This window comes from Campylobacter concisus (genome assembly GCF_003048555.1).
Taxonomy (GTDB): Bacteria; Campylobacterota; Campylobacteria; order Campylobacterales; family Campylobacteraceae; genus Campylobacter_A; species Campylobacter_A concisus_AO.
The window spans coordinates 1-17,844 of sequence record NZ_PIRR01000005.1; the positions used below are offsets into that span (position 1 = coordinate 1).

12 protein-coding genes are annotated in these 17,844 nt (G+C 40.2%); 1 reads left to right on the top strand and 11 read right to left on the bottom strand.

All coding sequences use genetic code 11. The features are described from left to right. Nucleotides 1-147: 147 nt before the first annotated feature. From CVS92_RS01350 to CVS92_RS01370, 5 genes are all read right to left on the bottom strand, one after another. Nucleotides 148-2,715 (bottom strand): molybdopterin-dependent oxidoreductase, encoded by a 2,568-nt coding sequence (locus CVS92_RS01350; protein WP_107788253.1) that lies wholly within the window; start codon nt 2,713-2,715, stop codon nt 148-150. Between the two features lie 83 nt (nt 2,716-2,798). Then, entirely contained in the window at nt 2,799-3,374 is a 576-nt protein-coding gene (locus tag CVS92_RS01355) for a cytochrome C (RefSeq protein WP_107788254.1), read from the bottom strand. Between the two features lie 98 nt (nt 3,375-3,472). Further along, nucleotides 3,473-3,901, bottom strand: coding sequence for an EamA family transporter (locus CVS92_RS01360; protein WP_374057432.1), 429 nt, complete (start codon nt 3,899-3,901; stop codon nt 3,473-3,475). 39 nt (nt 3,902-3,940) lie between these two features. Then, complete coding sequence (locus CVS92_RS01365; RefSeq protein ID WP_107788255.1) at nt 3,941-4,864, bottom strand: Dyp-type peroxidase; 924 nt, start codon at nt 4,862-4,864, stop codon at nt 3,941-3,943. 20 nt (nt 4,865-4,884) lie between these two features. Further along, nucleotides 4,885-5,580, bottom strand: a complete 696-nt coding sequence (locus CVS92_RS01370) for a DUF4230 domain-containing protein (RefSeq protein ID WP_107788256.1) — start codon at nt 5,578-5,580, stop codon at nt 4,885-4,887. A gap of 278 nt (nt 5,581-5,858) precedes the next feature. Here CVS92_RS01370 and CVS92_RS01375 point away from each other — a divergent pair, with 278 nt between their 5' ends. After that, nucleotides 5,859-9,050, top strand: coding sequence for a S8 family serine peptidase (locus tag CVS92_RS01375; RefSeq protein WP_107788257.1), 3,192 nt, complete (start codon nt 5,859-5,861; stop codon nt 9,048-9,050). Nucleotides 9,051-9,093: 43 nt separating this feature from the next. On the opposite strand, the gene ilvA is transcribed toward CVS92_RS01375, so the two are convergent. From ilvA to CVS92_RS01405, 6 genes are read right to left on the bottom strand one after another with little or no spacing between them, the layout of a single operon-like run. After that, nucleotides 9,094-10,305: a threonine ammonia-lyase gene (gene ilvA, locus CVS92_RS01380; RefSeq protein ID WP_107788258.1), complete on the bottom strand. Its 1,212-nt coding sequence runs from the start codon at nt 10,303-10,305 to the stop codon at nt 9,094-9,096. Between the two features lie 21 nt (nt 10,306-10,326). Then, entirely contained in the window at nt 10,327-11,430 is a 1,104-nt protein-coding gene (gene trmA, locus CVS92_RS01385; protein WP_107788259.1) for a tRNA (uridine(54)-C5)-methyltransferase TrmA, read from the bottom strand. A 2-nt stretch (nt 11,431-11,432) separates the two neighbouring features. Next, on the bottom strand, nt 11,433-13,127 hold the full coding sequence (locus CVS92_RS01390; protein ID WP_107788260.1) for a Na+/H+ antiporter NhaC family protein: 1,695 nt from the start codon (nt 13,125-13,127) through the stop codon (nt 11,433-11,435). 9 nt (nt 13,128-13,136) lie between these two features. Beyond that, nucleotides 13,137-13,883 (bottom strand): SDR family NAD(P)-dependent oxidoreductase, encoded by a 747-nt coding sequence (locus tag CVS92_RS01395; RefSeq protein WP_107788261.1) that lies wholly within the window; start codon nt 13,881-13,883, stop codon nt 13,137-13,139. Nucleotides 13,884-13,891: 8 nt separating this feature from the next. Next, the gene (locus CVS92_RS01400) at nt 13,892-15,103 is read right to left on the bottom strand and encodes an ankyrin repeat domain-containing protein (RefSeq protein ID WP_107788262.1); all 1,212 of its coding nucleotides are present in this window, start codon (nt 15,101-15,103) and stop codon (nt 13,892-13,894) included. Nucleotides 15,104-15,139: 36 nt separating this feature from the next. Next, nucleotides 15,140-17,725, bottom strand: coding sequence for a bifunctional aconitate hydratase 2/2-methylisocitrate dehydratase (locus CVS92_RS01405; protein WP_107788263.1), 2,586 nt, complete (start codon nt 17,723-17,725; stop codon nt 15,140-15,142). Between the last annotated feature and the right edge of the window lie 119 nt (nt 17,726-17,844).

Here is a 17,844-nt window from a genome sequence, read left to right on the forward strand (position 1 = left end):
AAATTATACCCATCACCTCAACATCCATTGTGAAATAAAATTTTATAGAGCTATAGGGCTTTAAATATAAATTTAAGCTTTTGTGAGTAGTAGATTTATTTTAAATTTTAAGTTCAAAAGCAGGAGAAGACTCCCCTGCTTTTAATATTATTTAGAAATTTTTGGCTCAGCAAAGGCTGTAAGATTTAACGCCTCGTCGCCTTTATATTTCTCGATATTTACAAGAGCTGTATGGCTAATATTGCCATTTGCTAGCTTGCTTGTTGGGATATCTATGGTTAGCACGTTTGCACCGCCATTTTTACAAATTCCACTATCAAAGCCGTCATACCAAGCGCCCTCAGCTAGTTTTACAACACCTTCTTTGATGTTTTTAGTGACATGAGCACCTGCTAAAACCTCGCCACGTGCGTTAAATACACGCACCAAGTCGCCGCTTTGTACGCCAAGCTCTTTTGCGTCTTTTTCGTTGATCCAGATAGGCTCGCGATTTGCGATAGCGTAGTTGTCACGAAGTGAAGTTTGGCTTAGCTGTGAGTGTAAGCGGTCAGTTGGGTGAGCGCTTATCATGTGGTATTTTGCAGGTTTGTCTTTCATGCCTAGCCACTCGATCGGCTCAAACCACATTGGGTGCGCCTTGCAGTCGTCATAGCCCATTTTCTCGATCGTATCTGAGTAAATTTCTATAAGACCGCTAGGCGTTCCAAGAGCATTTAGCACAGGATCTTCTCTAAATTCGCCAAATCTCACCCAGCTATCACTATCTTGAGATGAGGCAAATGTAACTGGCTTATTTTCATTCCAAAACTCTTCAAATGGCTTCATATCAGTAGTTAGCTCTGGCACAGCCTTGACCTGAGCATAGGCTGCGTCATAGTACTCTTTGATCCAGTCAAACTCATCCTTGCCGTTATCTGTGTAGGCAATGACCAAATTTTTAGCATAAGCCTTGCAAAGATCGATGAAAATTTGATAATCATCTCTTGCCTCGTGGTATTTCTCAACGACTTGTTTCATCGGCACGATGTTCATATTTGAGTAGTCGCCAGTCATGGTAATGTCGTTTCTCTCATACTCTGTTGTGACTGGAAATACTATATCAGCCATTTTTGCTGTCGGTGTCCAGTATGATTCATGTACAACAACCGTTCTTGGCTTTCTCCACGCTTTTAAATTTGTATTTGTATCTTGGTGGTGTACAAGTGGGTTGCCGCCGACCCAGTAGATAAAGTCGATGTCTGGATAGGTTATCTTTTTGCCGTCGTGGTCGATCACTTTACCAGGATGTAGCAACGCATCTGCAATCCTTGCGACCGGGAAGGCATAGTTGGTTGCTTTTTGTAGCCAACTTTGGCCTGTACCTGCTGCTGCAGCTGCCTTTGCGACGAAGCGACCTCGTTTATCAAACTCGCCTGTGTCTGTGCCAATAAACTCGCCTTTTTCGTTGAATTTACCAACACTTGCACTATTTATGCCGCCGATGACCGCACCTTTGCAAGTCGGAGCGCCACCGTTTGAATAGTGATAGCTAAGCCCGAATCCACCGCCAGGAAGTCCGATCTGACCAATCATAGCTGCTAGTGTCACCATCGCCCAGTGTGGTTGCTCGCCGTGGTGAGCGCGCTGCATACCCCAACCACTCATTATCATAGTGCGGTTTGCGACAAATGTATCAGCTAGCTCTTTTAAAGTATCTTTATCGATGCCACAAATTTTGCTCGCCCACTCTAAATTTTTAGGAGTATTATCTGTCTTACCAAGTAGATATGGGAGAAATTTATCAAAGCCTGTTGTGTAGGTTTCAACGAAATTTTTATCATACTTGCCGCTTTCATATAGGTAGTGCATCATACCAAGCATCATCGCTGTGTCGGTATTTGGCACAGGAGCTATCCACTGGGCCTTGTCGAAGTACTGCGCTGTGTCGCTCTTGATAGGATCGATGATGATCACTTTGATATCTTTTTTATTTTTGAGCTCTTCAAAGTATTTAAAGCCCTGCTCGTCGGTGCTAGTCCAAGCTATGCGAAGTGTCGCAAGTGGGTTTGCACCCCAAATGACTACGACTTTTGAGTTTTCAAGCACGACTGGCCAGCTGGTTTGCTGCTCATAGACCTCGATACTACCCACAACGTGAGGCATTATGATCTGGCTAGCACCTGTTGAGTAGTCCCCTAACGAGCCAACAAAGCCACCACTAAGGTTCATAAATCTATGAAGTAAAATTCTTGAGTTATGCACGTTTCCACTTGACTTCCAGCCGTAGCTGCCCGCAAATACACTTTGTAAGCCTTTTTGCGCTCTTGTCTTTTTAAGCTCTCTTGCAACTAGCTTGATCGCCTCTTCGTAAGGCACCTCAACCCACTCATCCTTGCCACGAAGCTCTGGTTTTGGATTATCTGGATCTTCAAGGTAGCTCTTTCTTACTGCTGGGCGCTTGATACGACTTTTGTAGATCATATCTGGTGTGTAGTGCTGAAGCGGATTGTAAATTTCACTTGTTTTTTGGATAGGTTCTGACTTTACTGCAACGCCGTTTTTGGTTGTCACTTTTAACATACCCCAGTGAGCAGCTGTGATAACCTCGCTATCTCTTAAAACACTCTTTTTTACGCCATCAGCAAATAAATTTGATGCTGTTACGCTTGAAAGCAAAGGTGTCGCTGCAATTGCTGTAGCACCTTTTTTTAGAAATTCTCGTCTGTTCTCGTTCATCTTATCTCCCTTTCATTTTAAGTTTTCTTTTGAATAAGCTAAACTTTAATATTTGTTTTTACTCGTCGCTACAAAAGTTTTGCTTATTTACCTAGGTTTACGTCAGATGAGTGTTTTTGAAGGTATTCAACAACCAACCACTCGTCTTTTTTCTCTATTGCGGTTCTGCCGATCATTGATTTTAGAAGTGACGGCCATTGGTTTGCGTTGAAATGTGTGGTTTGAGGCAACGCATGGCAAACGCCACAGCTCTCTTTATACATCTTATCAGCTTTTGCAAACATCGCGTTTACGTCAGTGCTAAAGCCATCTTTTTGAACAAAAACTGTTGTTTCTACCTCGTTCCATTTGCCGTTTTTGCCCTCTTTGATCACTTTAATATCAAAAGGTGCAGTTTTTGCAAATGCCACCGAGATAATCCTCGCGCCATCAGCAAAATAAACTACGTTGCTAACAGCTGGGTTTTGATAGCCTTTTACTTTAATTTGCGCTCTGTCACCGCTTGTTTGTAAAATTTCAACTGCGTTGGTTGGTAGCAGTCTGCCTATACTTTTTGTTGAGCTAGCATCACCGTAAACATCTTTTACAATATCTGTGTAGTTTACACTAGCACCAAATGCTGCACAAGCCACGATGGCTGAAAAAATGATTTTTTTCATATTTCTCCCTTCAAAATGAAATCGTTCAAATTTTAGGAGCTTTTTGATTAATTACAAATTAAAATTAAAAATATATTTTAAGAATAATGCAGAAAATTTTATTTAAAAATGAGTAAAAATACGCCAGACACGATAAGACAGACGGCTAAAATTTCTTTTAAATTTAACCTCTCGCCAAGAAAGATGACAGCCAAAATGATAGCCAGCACAACGCTAAATTTATCAATCAAAGCCACTTGATAAACCTTGCCTGCCTGCATAGCTTTAAAATACATGAGCCACGAAAGTCCAGTTGCCATGCCGCTTAGTATGAGAAAGAGCCAGTTTTTGGGGCTTAGTGAGCTTAGTGGTTGCCATTTTTTAGCCACACTTAGGAGTAAAACAAGCATCAAAATGACAACGATCGTTCTTATAAATGTCGCAAAATCGCTGTCAATATCCTTTACGCCAAGCTTTGCAAAGATCGCTGTAAGCGCAGCAAAAACAGCTGAAAGAGCCGCGTAGATAAACCACTCTGGCATTTTTATTTAAAATTTAAAAGGGCAAGTTGCCTCACCCATTTAAATTTAGCCCTCATAATCGCTTAACATATCAACTGTTGGCACAAAGTATAGAGCTCCGGTTACTGGCGTACTAAAGTCAAGCAGCCTATCTGAGTTGCCCTTTGGCTCGCCGATAAACATCTTTTTAAGCATAAGCTCAACCGTTGAAAATGTACTCGCATAAGCGATGAAGTAAGTGCCAGTTTTACTACCTTCAGTAAAAGGCATATTGCCACGCACGACCTTTTTATCGTCTCCTACGTTTGCAGCAGCTGAGTGTGAATTTGTAGGTTTTACATCCTCGCTCATCTCGATGTCAAGCTCTTTTGAACGGCCTATTACCTTTTCTTGCTCACTTACGCTTGTAGCGTTCCACTCTTTCATATTATGGAAATATTTTTGTACAAAAACGTAGCTGCCGCCTTTAAATTTAGCGTCCTCATCGCCAACTTTAGCAAAGAAGTCTCTCTCCTCGCCCTCAGGATTTTCAGTGCCATCAACAAAGCCTATTATCGCCCTACCGTCATGATACTTAAAGCCTTGCGTCTCATCTGTAAGCTCTGCAAATTTAAAAAGCACAGCCTTTATCGCTTGAGCCATATCGAAGCAATCAGGTGCATTTAAGGCGCGGATGTGGATATGAATATCGCCCTTTGTGCTAACAGCTTCGTGCTTATCGCCTTTTATCGCTTTAAAATTTACAAGCTCTTTTGGCAATTCTTTTGAAATTTCAAGCTTTTTCCAAGCATCATGGCCCACGCCAAGGACGCAGTTTACATTTTCATTTGCGCCAAATCTAATCTTGGCAGTTTTATTTAAATTTACAACCAAAGCGCAAAGCTCGGCAAAACCCTCTTTACAAGCCTTTTTGTCAGCTGTTAAAACCCATGTTTGAAAGACTGTGTTGTTGCCTGGTGTCTGCGTGACTTCCTGTGAATTTACGCTCATTTTTTCTCCTTTTTAAAATTTTATGCAATATTTTCTAAATTTAGTTGCGAGCTTATCTGCTCATCATTATCGTCAAAGACAAATTCAACTTTGTTTGCCCCAAAGCTCTTTGCGATCGCTTCAAGCGTATCGCGAGCTGATTTATGAATTTTACTTTGAAGCTGCGAGATAAGGCGAACGCTCATCTTTTTGACTTCATTTCTTGCCTCTTCGATTAGTCTGTTTTTATCCTCTTCTGTAAAAGTACTACCAAAAAAGCCATTTAGCGAGTCAGGCAGCAAAAATGGTATAAATTTGCCATTTTTCTCATCGTAAAATTTCATATCGGCGATCGAAAATTTATACTTACAAGGAGACATCTTGATCTTATAGCTAGAGTTTGCGATCTGCGTGATCTCGAGTTTTGGACTGGTTAGATCGTAGATGAAATTTATCTCAAACTCAAATATCATCGAAAGCTTCTTCTCGCTTATAAGCCATCTTAGATACTCTTTGCCAAAATTTCCAAACGCATGATCTGTTTTTGTGACGATCTCTTTGCTATATACTTGAAAAACAGATAGCTCGCCTATACTTTTTAGCTGCGAAATTTCAGTGCTGACTGAGAGATTTTCGCTATCATCTTTTGCCTTTTTTAACGCCTTATTTGACCTATAAAATGCAAATGCCAAAACAGCTAATAAGATAGCTAATATCAAATTTGCATATTCGCTCATTTTTTCTCCTTTAAAGCTTGCTATTTTAGCTTAATTTTATAAAGCAAAGGTGAAATTTTACTTTTATTAAAAATCATATTTAAATAATTGTTTTAAGATATAAATGTAATTAATAATACTTTTGTGATAATATATTAACTATTTTTTCATATCTTATAGTAAAAATAGCGTAAAAAAGGGATTATTAAAGTAAATTTTATCATAAATTTTAATATTTTAATTAATAATTTATTTTAAGGATATTACAATCCATTTAAATTTTATGCAAAGGATGAGATGTGAAAAGATCCATTTTAAACAAAAAATGTATTTTTATAAGTGCAGCTTGTTGTGCTCTTTTGTTTGCAAATTCACTAAATGCCAACGATCAAGAAAGTGGCAAATTTGGCGACATAAGCAGCTGGGAGAGCGCTGAGTATAAAGCATACTGGGGACTAAAGCGTATAAATGCAGCTATCGCGTATGCTCTTGGAGTGACAGGCAAAGGTGTGACGCTTGGTGTTATGGACTCTGGCGCATTACTTAGCCACCCTGAACTTAGTGACGGCAGGATAAGCGCACTAAAAATTTCTGGTAGCTACTACAAAGATGGGCAAAAATATCCAGATACTGAGCACGGCAACTCACCTTACCTAAAAAAAGGAAGCACTGACAAAAACAGAGCTGACTTTGGCGACTTTAAAAAAGGTGAAAAATTTGAAGCTGATGGCAACTGGATCGCTGGTGTAAACGACTCGCACGGTACACACGTAGCTGGTACAATTGCTGGCTCAAGAGATGGCAAAGGGATGCATGGTGTAGCGTTTGGCTCAAAACTTATAGTAGGAAATACTGGCGGAACCGACGGTATGACATATGGACCAAACCAAGACTACAACTTCTTTTTAGCATCTTACGAGGGACTAGCCAAAGGTGGTGCAAGAGCTATAAATAATAGTTGGGGTTCAAACCGAAAATTTTATAAAGCTTATGAGGGAGCAACTGGATTTGATGGTGGCAATAGCTTAGATATAAAAGACCTTGACGCAGCCTATAAAAGCTACTATCCATTTGTCACAAATGGTAAAAATTTCATGGATGCCGCTTATGAAGTCGCCAAAAAATACGGCATCATTCAAGTCTTCACTGCCGGAAATAGAAATGGCATGAAAGAGTCATACACAAGAGCAATGCTTCCATATTTTCGTCCAGATGCTGAAAAATACTGGATAAACGTCACTGGAGTGACAGATGGCGATGCACAATACTTTAACACAGCAGGTCACTCAAAATGGTGGAGTATCGCAGCACCTGGCAAAAGTATAAAATCAAGCACAGTTGATCCTAAAAATGGAGAAGCAGGCTATGACAGCTGGGATGGTACATCAATGGCAGCTCCACACGTCACTGGCGCACTTGGTCTTGTCATGCAAAGATATCCATATATGAGCAACTCTCAAGCAAGAGATGTTTTGCTAACTACGGCAAGACAAGTTAGAGATGAGTTTAAAAAGCCAGCCGATACAAGAAAAATTTCTGGCTTTACTGCACCACTTGGCGTACCTGACGAACGCTGGGGCTGGGGAGCACTTGATATGTCAAAGGCTATGTTTGGGCCAGGACAGCTACTAGGCGTATTTGATGTAAGTCTAGACACAGATGATCTTTACTCAAATAATATCAGTGATGTAGCTATAAAATATAGAAAGACTGAAGATGAGGCAGAGGCACAAATTTGGGCTCAACGCAAAGCCGAGCTTGAACAAATGGCAAATTTAACAGCCGAGCAAAGGGCTGAACTTGATATAGGTAACGCCAGAGAAAAAGCAAGAGAGCAAAGAGCCAGCGAAGGCTATGAAGGAACTCTTATCAAAAGAGGTCTAGGCACCCTAAAACTAGCAGGTAACAACTCATACACTGGCAAAACCATAATAAAAAGTGGCAAGATCACAGCACTAAATCAAGCATTAAAGACAAGTGAAGTAGTCGTTGAAAATGGTGGTGCACTTGAGATTGTTAAAGAGATGAGCGTTAGAGAGATTGATAAAAGTAGATTTTCTCAAAAGCTATCTTTTAAAGATGTAACTAGAAAAAGTACAAATGACACAGTAAAAGCTACTATAAAAACAGGTGGTAGTTATATCATCTCAAATAATGCAGCAAATTTAAATCTAAATTTTGAGAAGAACTCTATTATAGATGTAAGTGAGCCAGATGTAGATGTCATGAAAAGACTATATGATGATAGCTCAAAGGTAAAAACTTACGCCGTAACTGGAAATTTTAGTGGCTACAACGACACCATCTCAAAAAAATACGCATTTTTTGACCTTACTAGAAACTATAGTGACAACAAGCTAGAGCTAACACTCAAAAAATCAAAAAATACAATAACAAGTATAGCAGCTAGCGACGGCCAAAAAAGAGTAGCACAGCTCATAGAGAGTACAGCTAGCAGACCAGCACTCCTTGCTTCGCCGTTTAGAAGTAGACCAGCAGTCATCACAAGTGATCTATACAGACACTTCATCTACGCTACACCAAAAGAAGCAAGTGATACACTAAAAACATTTGCAAATAATGCAAATTTAGCTCAGCATAATGCATTTTTACTAGAAAATATCTTGCTCAAAAATGCAATCATCAACCATGAATTTGATCCATTCAGTGCAAAAGCAATCGATGCGAGTGGCATGAAATTTTGGTCAAATACCATGGCTAACGCTATGAAATTTGATGATGTAAAAGCAAACTCATTCACCCAGCTTTTTGGATTTGACGGTAGTGTAAATGACGCTTTCACACTTGGTGGTGTGCTTGGTGCTAGCAACGAAAAAGTAAAAGAAGATGGCGAAAATGCTTACAAAACAAAAGGTGCAAGTGTCGGTATCTACTCAAAAAGTCAAATTTCTAGCACAAAGCTAGACCTTGGCCTCATATACACAAATGCAAAACGCAAAACGCAAAATGGTGCTACAATAGCTAGCTTTTACTCAAAAGAGCATGTAAAGAGCAAAGAAAAAGCACTTACTACTTACGCAAATTTGGCACTAACTAGCTTTAACAGTACAAATTTCTCACTAAATCCTTATGTGGGTGCAAGCTATCTACATATGAAAACTGATAGCACTAGCCAAAATGTAGGAATTTTTAGAATGGACGTTGATGAAAAAGCTAGAAATTTAGGCATATTTAGCTTAGGTCTAAATCCTAGCGTGCCATTTAGTCTTGGCAACATGAAGATGAAATTTGAAGCTGATCTAGCCTACAACAGACTAGTCGGCGATACAAGAGCAAATATCGGTGTAAATGTTGCAAATGCTGGATACTTGGAACTTGAAGGAAAAGAGGTGCGTGATCTTGGCACAGCCAGCCTTGGTATAAAAGCTAATGTTTATAAAAATATAAATTTAGGCTTATCTTACACAGGTGCTTTTGCTAAAGGCGTGAAGTCAAATAGCGTAAATGCAAAATTTGAGATATTGTTTTAGTAGAAGCTATGCTCGCTACTTTAAAGGGTAGCGAGCCATTAAATTAAAATAGTTGAGTGAAAGAAAATCCGTTTTTTGTAAGCACTTCTTTAATCTTATCTTGATGCTCAAGACCCTTTGTCTCAAGCGTGATAGTGATGCTTGCATCGCCATAGTCAAGCTTAGTAGAGAAGCGGTCGTAGTCGATCTTCACGATGTTTGCGTTTGCTGATTTTAGGCTGTCAGTTAAGCTCATGAGCGCTCCTGGCTTATCCACAAGTGTTATTTGCAAGGTCATCTTGCGGTGAGACTTGATAAGACCTTTTTCGATGATGATAGATAGCACTTGTACATCGATATTTCCACCACTTAGCACCACGCCTATCTTTGCGCCTTTTTTAAATTTTATCTTATCATGCATGAGTGCTGCCACGCCAGCTGCGCCAGCTCCCTCAACTACGATCTTTTGAGTCTCTAGCAAAAATAAAATCGCAGTCGCGATCTCCTCGTCATCGACTTGCACAAACTCATCTACGCACTCAACGATATTTGCCAGTGTGATCTCGCTAGCGTCACGCACAGCGATGCCGTCAGCTATGGTGCGGACTGATTTTGAATTTATACTCTTTTTAGCGCCATAGCTATTAAACATAGCTGGAGCACCCTTTGCACCAACGCAGACCACTTTTGTCTTTGGATTGACCTGCTTTATACAACTAGCCACACCACTAGCTAATCCGCCGCCGCCAACTGGGACGATGACCATATCAAGGTCACTTATCTCATCAAGCATCTCAAGCCCAACAGTGCCCTGCCCTGCCATAACGTACTCATCGTTAAATGGATGAACAAAGGTCATGCCCTTTTCTTTAGCATAGTTCACCGCAAAAGCGTATGCCTCATCAAAGTTATCGCCCTTTAAGATGACCTCTGCGCCAAGGTCCTTTGTGCCAGCAACCTTTAGAAGTGGGGTTGATTCTGGCATGATGATGCAAGCATGTACGCCAAATTCCTTTGCACTTATTGCTACGCCTTGAGCGTGGTTGCCAGCACTTGCAGCCACAACGCCACGTTTTCTCTCCTCATCACTTAGGCTAGCTATTTTATTATATGCGCCTCTTATTTTATATGCACCAGTTCTTTGTAAATTTTCTTCTTTCAGGTAAACACTTGCGCCTAAAATTTTACTAAGCTTTGCACTTAGCGCAAATGGGGTCTTAGTCACAAAATGACCGATCGTGATCTTTGCTTGGATGATTTTATTTAGTGAAACCATTTTTATTTTTCCTTTTTTAAATTATTCTTTTGCCCTTAGTAGCACGCCACACTCGATGTGATGAGTATTTGCAAACTGATCAAAAATGGCAAATTTTATCACTTTATGGCTTTTACAAAGCTCATTTAAATTTTCTTTTAGAGTCTCTGGATTACACGATATATAGATGATATTTTTAAAATTTTTGATGAAATTTATGACACTTTCGCTTAGTCCTGCACGAGGCGGATCAACAAGGACGTGAGAGAAGTTAAAATTGCTTAAATTTATATTCTTGAGCCTATTAAATTCCCTAACGCCAGCAAATGCACTCATAAGCTCATCAGCGTCCATACGCAAAAATTTGATATTTTCTGCCCCATTTAGCTCGCAGTTTTTAAGGGCATTTGCGATCGAGCTCTTTGAAATTTCAGTGGCAAGGACATTTTTAAATTTAAACGAAAGCGGAATGGTAAAATTTCCATGTCCGCAGTAGAGCTCAAGGAGGTCAGCGCCAGCCTCTACACACTCTTTTGCCCAAGCTATCATCTTTTCATTTACGGCTCTATTTGGCTGGATAAAGGCATTTTCAGATAGGCTAAATTTATAAATTTTACCACCAACATCTAGCTCATCGATCAAATTTAGCTCACCACTTAGTAGCTTTTGCCCGCGAGATCTGGCAAGTATGGTAACGTCAAGCTTGCTAGCTAGAATTTTCATAGCCGCCTCAAACTCGCCATCAAGTCTTTTATGGTAAAGAAGTGTGACCAAAATACCGCTTTTACAAGAGATAAATTCCACTCCAAAAAGCTTTGCGCGCAGTATTTCGTTCTCTTGTAAGCCATAAAGCAAGCTTGGCATGAGATCTGAAATTTGCTCGCAAACCTTTGGACAATCATCTATAAAGACCTTTTTACCCTTTTCGCTTGCATGCATCGTGTAGCTAAGCTTGCTGCCTTCATGCCAGATGCCAAACTCAGCTCTCGTGCGGTAGTGTTTTGGTGTTGAGCTAAAAACATCAAACTCACCATCATAAAACTCTGAAAAATTTTGTTTTACAAGGTCAGTTTTAAATAAAATTTGCTCATCATAAGGAGTAAAAAGAGTGCAAGAGCCGCACTCTTTTAAATAATTGCAATCCAAATTTATGCTTCTACTTTCTTTCCAACAAATCTAACTAGCGCCCAAATCGCTAAAAATCCGCAAGGAAGCGCGATCCAAACGCTAAGACCAAGTGCAACCGGCAAGTAACCAACTAGCACACAAACCGCACAAACGCTAAGCGCATAGACCATTTGAGTCGATACGTGATCGATATGATTACATCCTGCACCCATTGATGAAAGGATCGTAGTATCCGATATCGGTGAGCAGTGATCGCCAAAGATCGCACCTGTAAGCACGCCTGAAATATTTACGATCATATAAGCGTGCATTGCATCGCCCTCTAGGCCGTAGTTTTTGCCGACAGCATAAGCTAGTGGGATAGCAAGAGGCATTAAAATACCCATTGTGCCATAGCTTGTTCCAGTTGAGAAGCTGATAAACGAACCAAGGATAAAAACAGCCACTGGCAATATAAATTTAGGTGTTGAAGAGCTTAATAAATCAACCAAATATCTTGATGTGCCAAGCTCTTTTATAACAGCACTAAGACTCCACGCAAGAAGCAAAATCACAACCGTAATTATCATAGTCTTCCAGCCCTTTACCCATGTACTGATAGCCTCTTTTACGTCAAAAATTTTACGCCAAACGCCCATTGTGATAGCTACGATACTAGCAAGTAGTGCTGCTTGAAATAGCGATGTAGCTGAGTCTGCTTCACCGAAAGTATCTTTAAAAGTAGAAAAAGCAAGCGGATTGGCAAGTGCATTTTTAAGAGCATCGCCCTCAAGTGCAGCAAGACCACTAAAGTAAAAGCTAGTAAAAGCACCAATAACTAGCACAAGAAGTGGCACGACAGCGTTTGAGGCGCTTAGTTTTACGCCTTCTTTTGGCTCAAGAGTTTTGTCTTCAAGGTCTTGGATCTGAGTTTTGCCAGAGTGAAGTTCGCCCTTTCTAGCACGTCTTTCAGCCACTAACATTGGGCCGTATTCACGCTGCATCAAAGCAGTACAAACTATAAAAAATAGTATAAAAAGGTTGTAAAATCTATATGGAATTGTCTCAATAAATATGGAATAAGCATTAATATCAGTCTCACCAACTAGCTCATAACCCTTTCCAATAAGTGAAACCTCAAGGCCAACCCATGTCGAGATGATAGCTATACCAGCGATTGGTGCTGCAGTAGCATCTATGATAAAAGCTAGTTTTTCGCGGCTGATTTTAAATTTATCGCTTATTGGTCTCATGATAGGACCTACGATTAAGGCATTTGCGTAGTCATCGAAAAATACAAAAATTCCCATGAGCCATGTTGAAATTTGAGCCGAGATACCAGTCTTTGCTTTTTTGCTAAGCCAAAGAGCAACCGCCTTTGTGCCGCCCATCTTTGTGATGAGTGCGACCACGCCGCCGATACAAAGCACTTGAAGCAAAATACCTGAATCGGTCTTATCAGCCATTGATTCAACGACCCTTGAAACGATACCTGTAAATCCTTTTACGATACCCATAAAGATGTTTTCATTGATGATGTTTATGAGAAATGTTCCGCTAAAAACACCGATAAATAGCGACAAGATGACGTCTTTTGTGATAAAAGCAAGTGCTATTGCCACAACAGGCGGTATAAGCGTAAATACGCCATAAATTTCAGCGTTTCTCTTTGCCACTTCTGGATCGACACCAAAAAGCGCAACGCTAAAAAAAAGTAATAATAAAATTTGTCTCACAAGAACTCCTTAAAATTTTTCTATCGCAAGCCCAGCCCAAGTCTGCGTATTTGCCATGACTTCGACCCTATTTATGTTGACACTTCCAGGCATATTTAGACAATTTACCAAAATCGTCGCGATATCCTCAGATGTGATGAAATTTGTATTTTCATAAAGACTATCCGCCTTTGCCTTATCTCCCCTAAATCTAACCTCGCTAAATTCAGTCTTGCAAAGTCCTGGCTCAATGTTTGTCACTCTGATATTTGTGCCGACCAGATCGTTTCTTAAATTTAAGCTAAACTGCTTTACAAAGGCCTTTGTAGCACCATAAACGTTGCTTCCAGGATAAGGCCATGAGCCAGCTGTCGAGCCTAGGTTAAAGATATAGCCCTTTTCTTGCTTGTAAAGTAGCGGCAAAACCGCCTTTGTAGAGTAGATAAGACCCTTGACGTTGGTGTCTATCATCGCCTCAAAGTCTTCCACTTTCGCATCTATCGTCTTTTCAAGTCCAAGTGCCATGCCAGCGTTGTTTACAAGCACTTCAATGTCCTTAAATTTATCAGGCAGGCTCTCTACCGCCTTAAAAACAGCTTCTTTATCGCGTATGTCAGCTACGATGATATGCGTATCGCCAAGCTCGTCTGCAAGCTTCTTTAGCCTATCTTCTCGCCTTGCAAGAGCGACTATCTTGTAGCCCTCTTTTGAGAGTCTTCTGGCTATCGCCTCGCCAAATCCAGATGTTGTACCGGTTACAAAAGCTGTCTTTTTCATGATTTTTCCTAATTAAAATTTGGTTTTAAACCCAAATTTTCTAAAAATTTGATCGTCTTTTCGTTTTGTTCTTTCATGGCATAGTCAAGCGCGTTAAATCCAGCGTCATCAGTGGCGTTAATATCAGCACCATTATCAATCAAAAGCTTTAGAATTTCTGGCGTTGCATGAGCTGCTGCATGCATAAAAACGCTTCTGTTTGTATGCTCTAGACCGCATGTATCTTCAACTTGCGTCATACCCAAATTTATCATATTCATCTTGGCATTTTCGTCTATGTAACTCTCATTTGCATTGGCACCATTTTTTAGCAAAAGCTCACAAAGTGGCTTATCGCTAAACTGCACAGCGTAAAAAAGCGCACTTTTTCCAAAGAAATTTTTGTGATTTACATCGGCTTTATTTGCAAGTAAAATTTTTACATTTTCTATATTTTTTAAAGCAAAAAATAGTGGCGTCTCATCACCCAAATTCACATCGGCCCCACGCCTTATGATCTCTTTTATCATATCGCTACTTTTTTCGTTTAAAAGTGCGATATTAAGCAAATTTGTAAGCTCAGCGGTACTGAAATTTTTTGAGTAAAGTAAATTTGCTAGCTCATCGGAATTTATCCTTTGAGCCATCATACTTTGCTCAGGTGTTAAAATTTTAGCTTTATTTACATTTTTACCAACACCAAAAGTCAAAAACTCATTTACCACGCTAGTTGCGTAGTAAGCGGCACTTGCCGTATCAAGTCCAAGGCTTTCATAAAATTTTACAAGCGGAGTTTGAGCGTTTTTGTAAGCTTCGATAAATTTTTTATATTTTAAAAAATTAAACAAGCTCTCGTTTGCCCAGTATCTAAGATACTCCATCCTAGCGTCTTTTTCACCCTCAGCAACCTCTGGCTTTGCAAGCTCTTTTTGATAAAGCTCAGGTGCAAATGACGCTTTTAGCAAAAGCCATCTAAGCTTATTTAAATTTTCTTTATAAACTCTATCACCAACGCAACTTTGAGACTCACTTCTCACAGCCACACTCGCATCAAAAAGCTCTTTTACCTCTTTTAAGTTTAAAAGCGAACCATCACAGTAAAATAGCCCTTCATTCGCGTAAGCAAGATCATTTGGAGTAGTTTTAAAGCTCTCTTTTTTAGCAAGATCACTGCACTCTAAAGCGTGTAAATTTATAAAAAAATAAACGCTAAAAAAGAGAAAAAAAACTACTTTTTTCATCAAAGCTCCTTAAAATTTCGCGATATTGTAACAAATTTATATGCTAAACTCGCTTATTTCATTAAAATTTAGATATTTATAAATTTCATCTTTATTTAAGCTAAGGCTATCTTTTACTATCTTTTTATATTCATCTACGCTTGGCAAACGCCCAAGCAGCGCACAAACAGCGGCTAGCTCGGCACTTCCTAGATAGACCTTCGCGCCCATACCCATTCTGTTATCAAAATTTCTGGTTGAGGTAGAAAAGACAACGGCATTGTCATTAACTCTTGCTTGATTACCCATACAAAGCGAGCAGCCTGGCACCTCTGTCCTTGTATTTAATCTTTTAAAAATTTCATAAACGCCTTCATTTTCAAGTGTGCTTTTATCCATCTTTGTCGGCGGTGCTATCCAAAGCCTAGTTGTAAGCTTGCTCTCATGCTCCAAAATTCTAGCAAGCGCCCTGTAATGGCCGATATTTGTCATACAGCTTCCCACAAAAACTTCATCGATATTATGCACTCTTTTGTTATCAGCTACAATTTCACTTAATGTTGCCACATCGTCTGGATCATTTGGACACGCCAAAATCGGCTCATCTATCTGAGTTAGATCGATCTCCAAAATTTCAGCGTATTTTGCATCTTTATCAGCTCTTAAAAGAGTTGGATTTTCTAGCCATTTTTGCATTTTTTCTTTTCGTCTAGCAAGCGTTTCACGGCTCTCGTAACCAGCTTTTATCATTGCATCAATTAGCGCAACGTTTGAGCGAACGTACTCCACGACACTATCAACGCTTAAATTTACCACGCAAGCTGCTGCCGAGCGCTCAGCCGAAGCGTCACTTAGCTCAAATGCCTGCTCTACTTTTAGATTCTCAAGCCCTTCTATCTCTAAAATTTTGCCCGCAAAAATGTTCTTTTTATTTTTCTTTTCAACGCTTAAAAGCCCTTTTTCAATCGCAAAATAAGGTATCGCATTTACAAGATCCCTAAGCGTCACGCCCTCTTTTAGCTCGCCTTTAAATTTGATCAAAACCGACTCTGGCATATTTAGTGGCATCATTCCAAGTACCGCTGCAAACGCCACTAGACCACTTCCAGCTGGAAAACTAATGCCGATAGGAAATCTCGTATGACTATCGCCGCCAGTACCCACCGTATCAGGTAGTACCATGCGGTTTAGCCACGAGTGGATGACGCCATCGCCTGGCTTTAGACTCACACCGCCGCGTAAATTTATAAATTTTGGCAAACTCTCATGCATCACAAGATCACTTGGCTTTGGGTAAGCGGCCGTATGGCAGAAGCTTTGCAAAACAAAATCCGCGCCAAAACTAAGGCTAGCAAGCTCTTTTATCTCATCTCTAGTCATCGGCCCAGTCGTATCTTGCGAGCCAACAGTTAAAATTTCTGGCTCCACGTATGCCCCAGCTCTAACGCCAGCTACGCCGCAAGCCTTGCCAACCATCTTTTGAGCCAGCGTATAGCCACCGCTCTGCTCTTTTGGCTGATCTGGCTTTATAAAAATTTGCTCCTCGCCAAGCCCTAGAGCCTCTCTAGCCTTTTTGGTCACTTGCCGTCCTATCATAAGCGGTATCCTGCCACCTGCTCTTATCTCATCGCTTAGAGTATTTGGGTTTAGTTTAAAATTTGCCACGAGTTTTTTCTCAGTGCCTACAAGTTTATAAATTTCGCCTTTAAATGGATAAATTTCTATCTCATCGCCCATCTCAAGCTCATTTACGTTTGCAACTATTGGCATTGCACCGCTATCTTCGGCGGTGTTAAAAAATATTGGAGCTATGGTCGTGCCTATCACGATGCCGCCAGTTTTTTTGTTTGGCACGCCCTCTATCTCATCGCCTAAATGCCACTGGATCGAGTTTATACCGCTCTTTCTGCTGCTGCCAGTGCCAACCACATCGCCAACATACGCCACTTTTTTACCACGAGTTTTGAGCCCTTTTAAAATTTCTAGACCCTCAGGCATCTTTTTAACAAGCATTGCTTTTGCGTGAAGCGGTATATCGGCCCTTGTATAGGCTTCGCTCGCTGGACTTAGGTCATCAGTATTTGTCTCACCAGGTACTTTAAAAACGACTGCGTTTATACAGGTTTCAATTGGCTTTTTATGTGTAAACCACTCCGCATTTGCCCAAGAAACAAGCACCTCTTTTGCAAATTTATTGTTGCTTGCTAGCTTTGCGATCTCGTCAAAATATTCATGCACCAGGATAATATTTTTTAGCTCATTTGCTGCAGCGCGAGCGATATTTTCATTGCTATTTTTTAGAGCTCGCACCAAAATTTCCACGTTATATCCACCAAGCATCTTGCCTAAAATTTTAATAGCACGCATAGCGTCAAGGCCGTTAACAGCAAACCCGTCTATTACTTCACCAAGAAATTCTGCCTTTATCTTCGCTGCATCATCAACGCCAGGATTAATACGAGTTTCAAGCAAACTTATAAGAAATTTTAGCTCGCTTTGCGCCTTTTCGTCGCCACTAGACTTACTGGCAAGCTTTATTAGCTCGCAAACTTCACTTGTTTGCTTGGCATTTAGCGCAAGCGGTGGCACGCCCTCTTTTTCTCGCTCGCTCACGTGTTTTTCGTAGTCGGTAAAAAAGCTCATGAAATTCCTTTGTGGTTTTTGCTTGTTATTTTTAGTCTAAAAATTGCTAGTTTTGCTTGCATTTTATCAAAAAGCAAAACAAACTAAAGTAAAATTTGCCCAAAATTTCAAATTTCAAG

Bases quoted from the DNA above. Each gene is read 5' to 3' on its own strand.
- CVS92_RS01350 (WP_107788253.1), bottom strand. From the start codon at position 2,715: ATGAACGAGAACAGACGAGAATTTCTAAAAAAAGGTGCTACAGCAATT.
- CVS92_RS01355 (WP_107788254.1), bottom strand. From the start codon at position 3,374: ATGAAAAAAATCATTTTTTCAGCCATCGTGGCTTGTGCAGCATTTGGT.
- CVS92_RS01365 (WP_107788255.1), bottom strand. From the start codon at position 4,864: ATGAGCGTAAATTCACAGGAAGTCACGCAGACACCAGGCAACAACACA.
- CVS92_RS01370 (WP_107788256.1), bottom strand. From the start codon at position 5,580: ATGAGCGAATATGCAAATTTGATATTAGCTATCTTATTAGCTGTTTTG.
- ilvA (WP_107788258.1), bottom strand. From the start codon at position 10,305: ATGGTTTCACTAAATAAAATCATCCAAGCAAAGATCACGATCGGTCAT.
- CVS92_RS01395 (WP_107788261.1), bottom strand. From the start codon at position 13,883: ATGAAAAAGACAGCTTTTGTAACCGGTACAACATCTGGATTTGGCGAG.
- CVS92_RS01400 (WP_107788262.1), bottom strand. From the start codon at position 15,103: ATGAAAAAAGTAGTTTTTTTTCTCTTTTTTAGCGTTTATTTTTTTATA.
- CVS92_RS01405 (WP_107788263.1), bottom strand. From the start codon at position 17,725: ATGAGCTTTTTTACCGACTACGAAAAACACGTGAGCGAGCGAGAAAAA.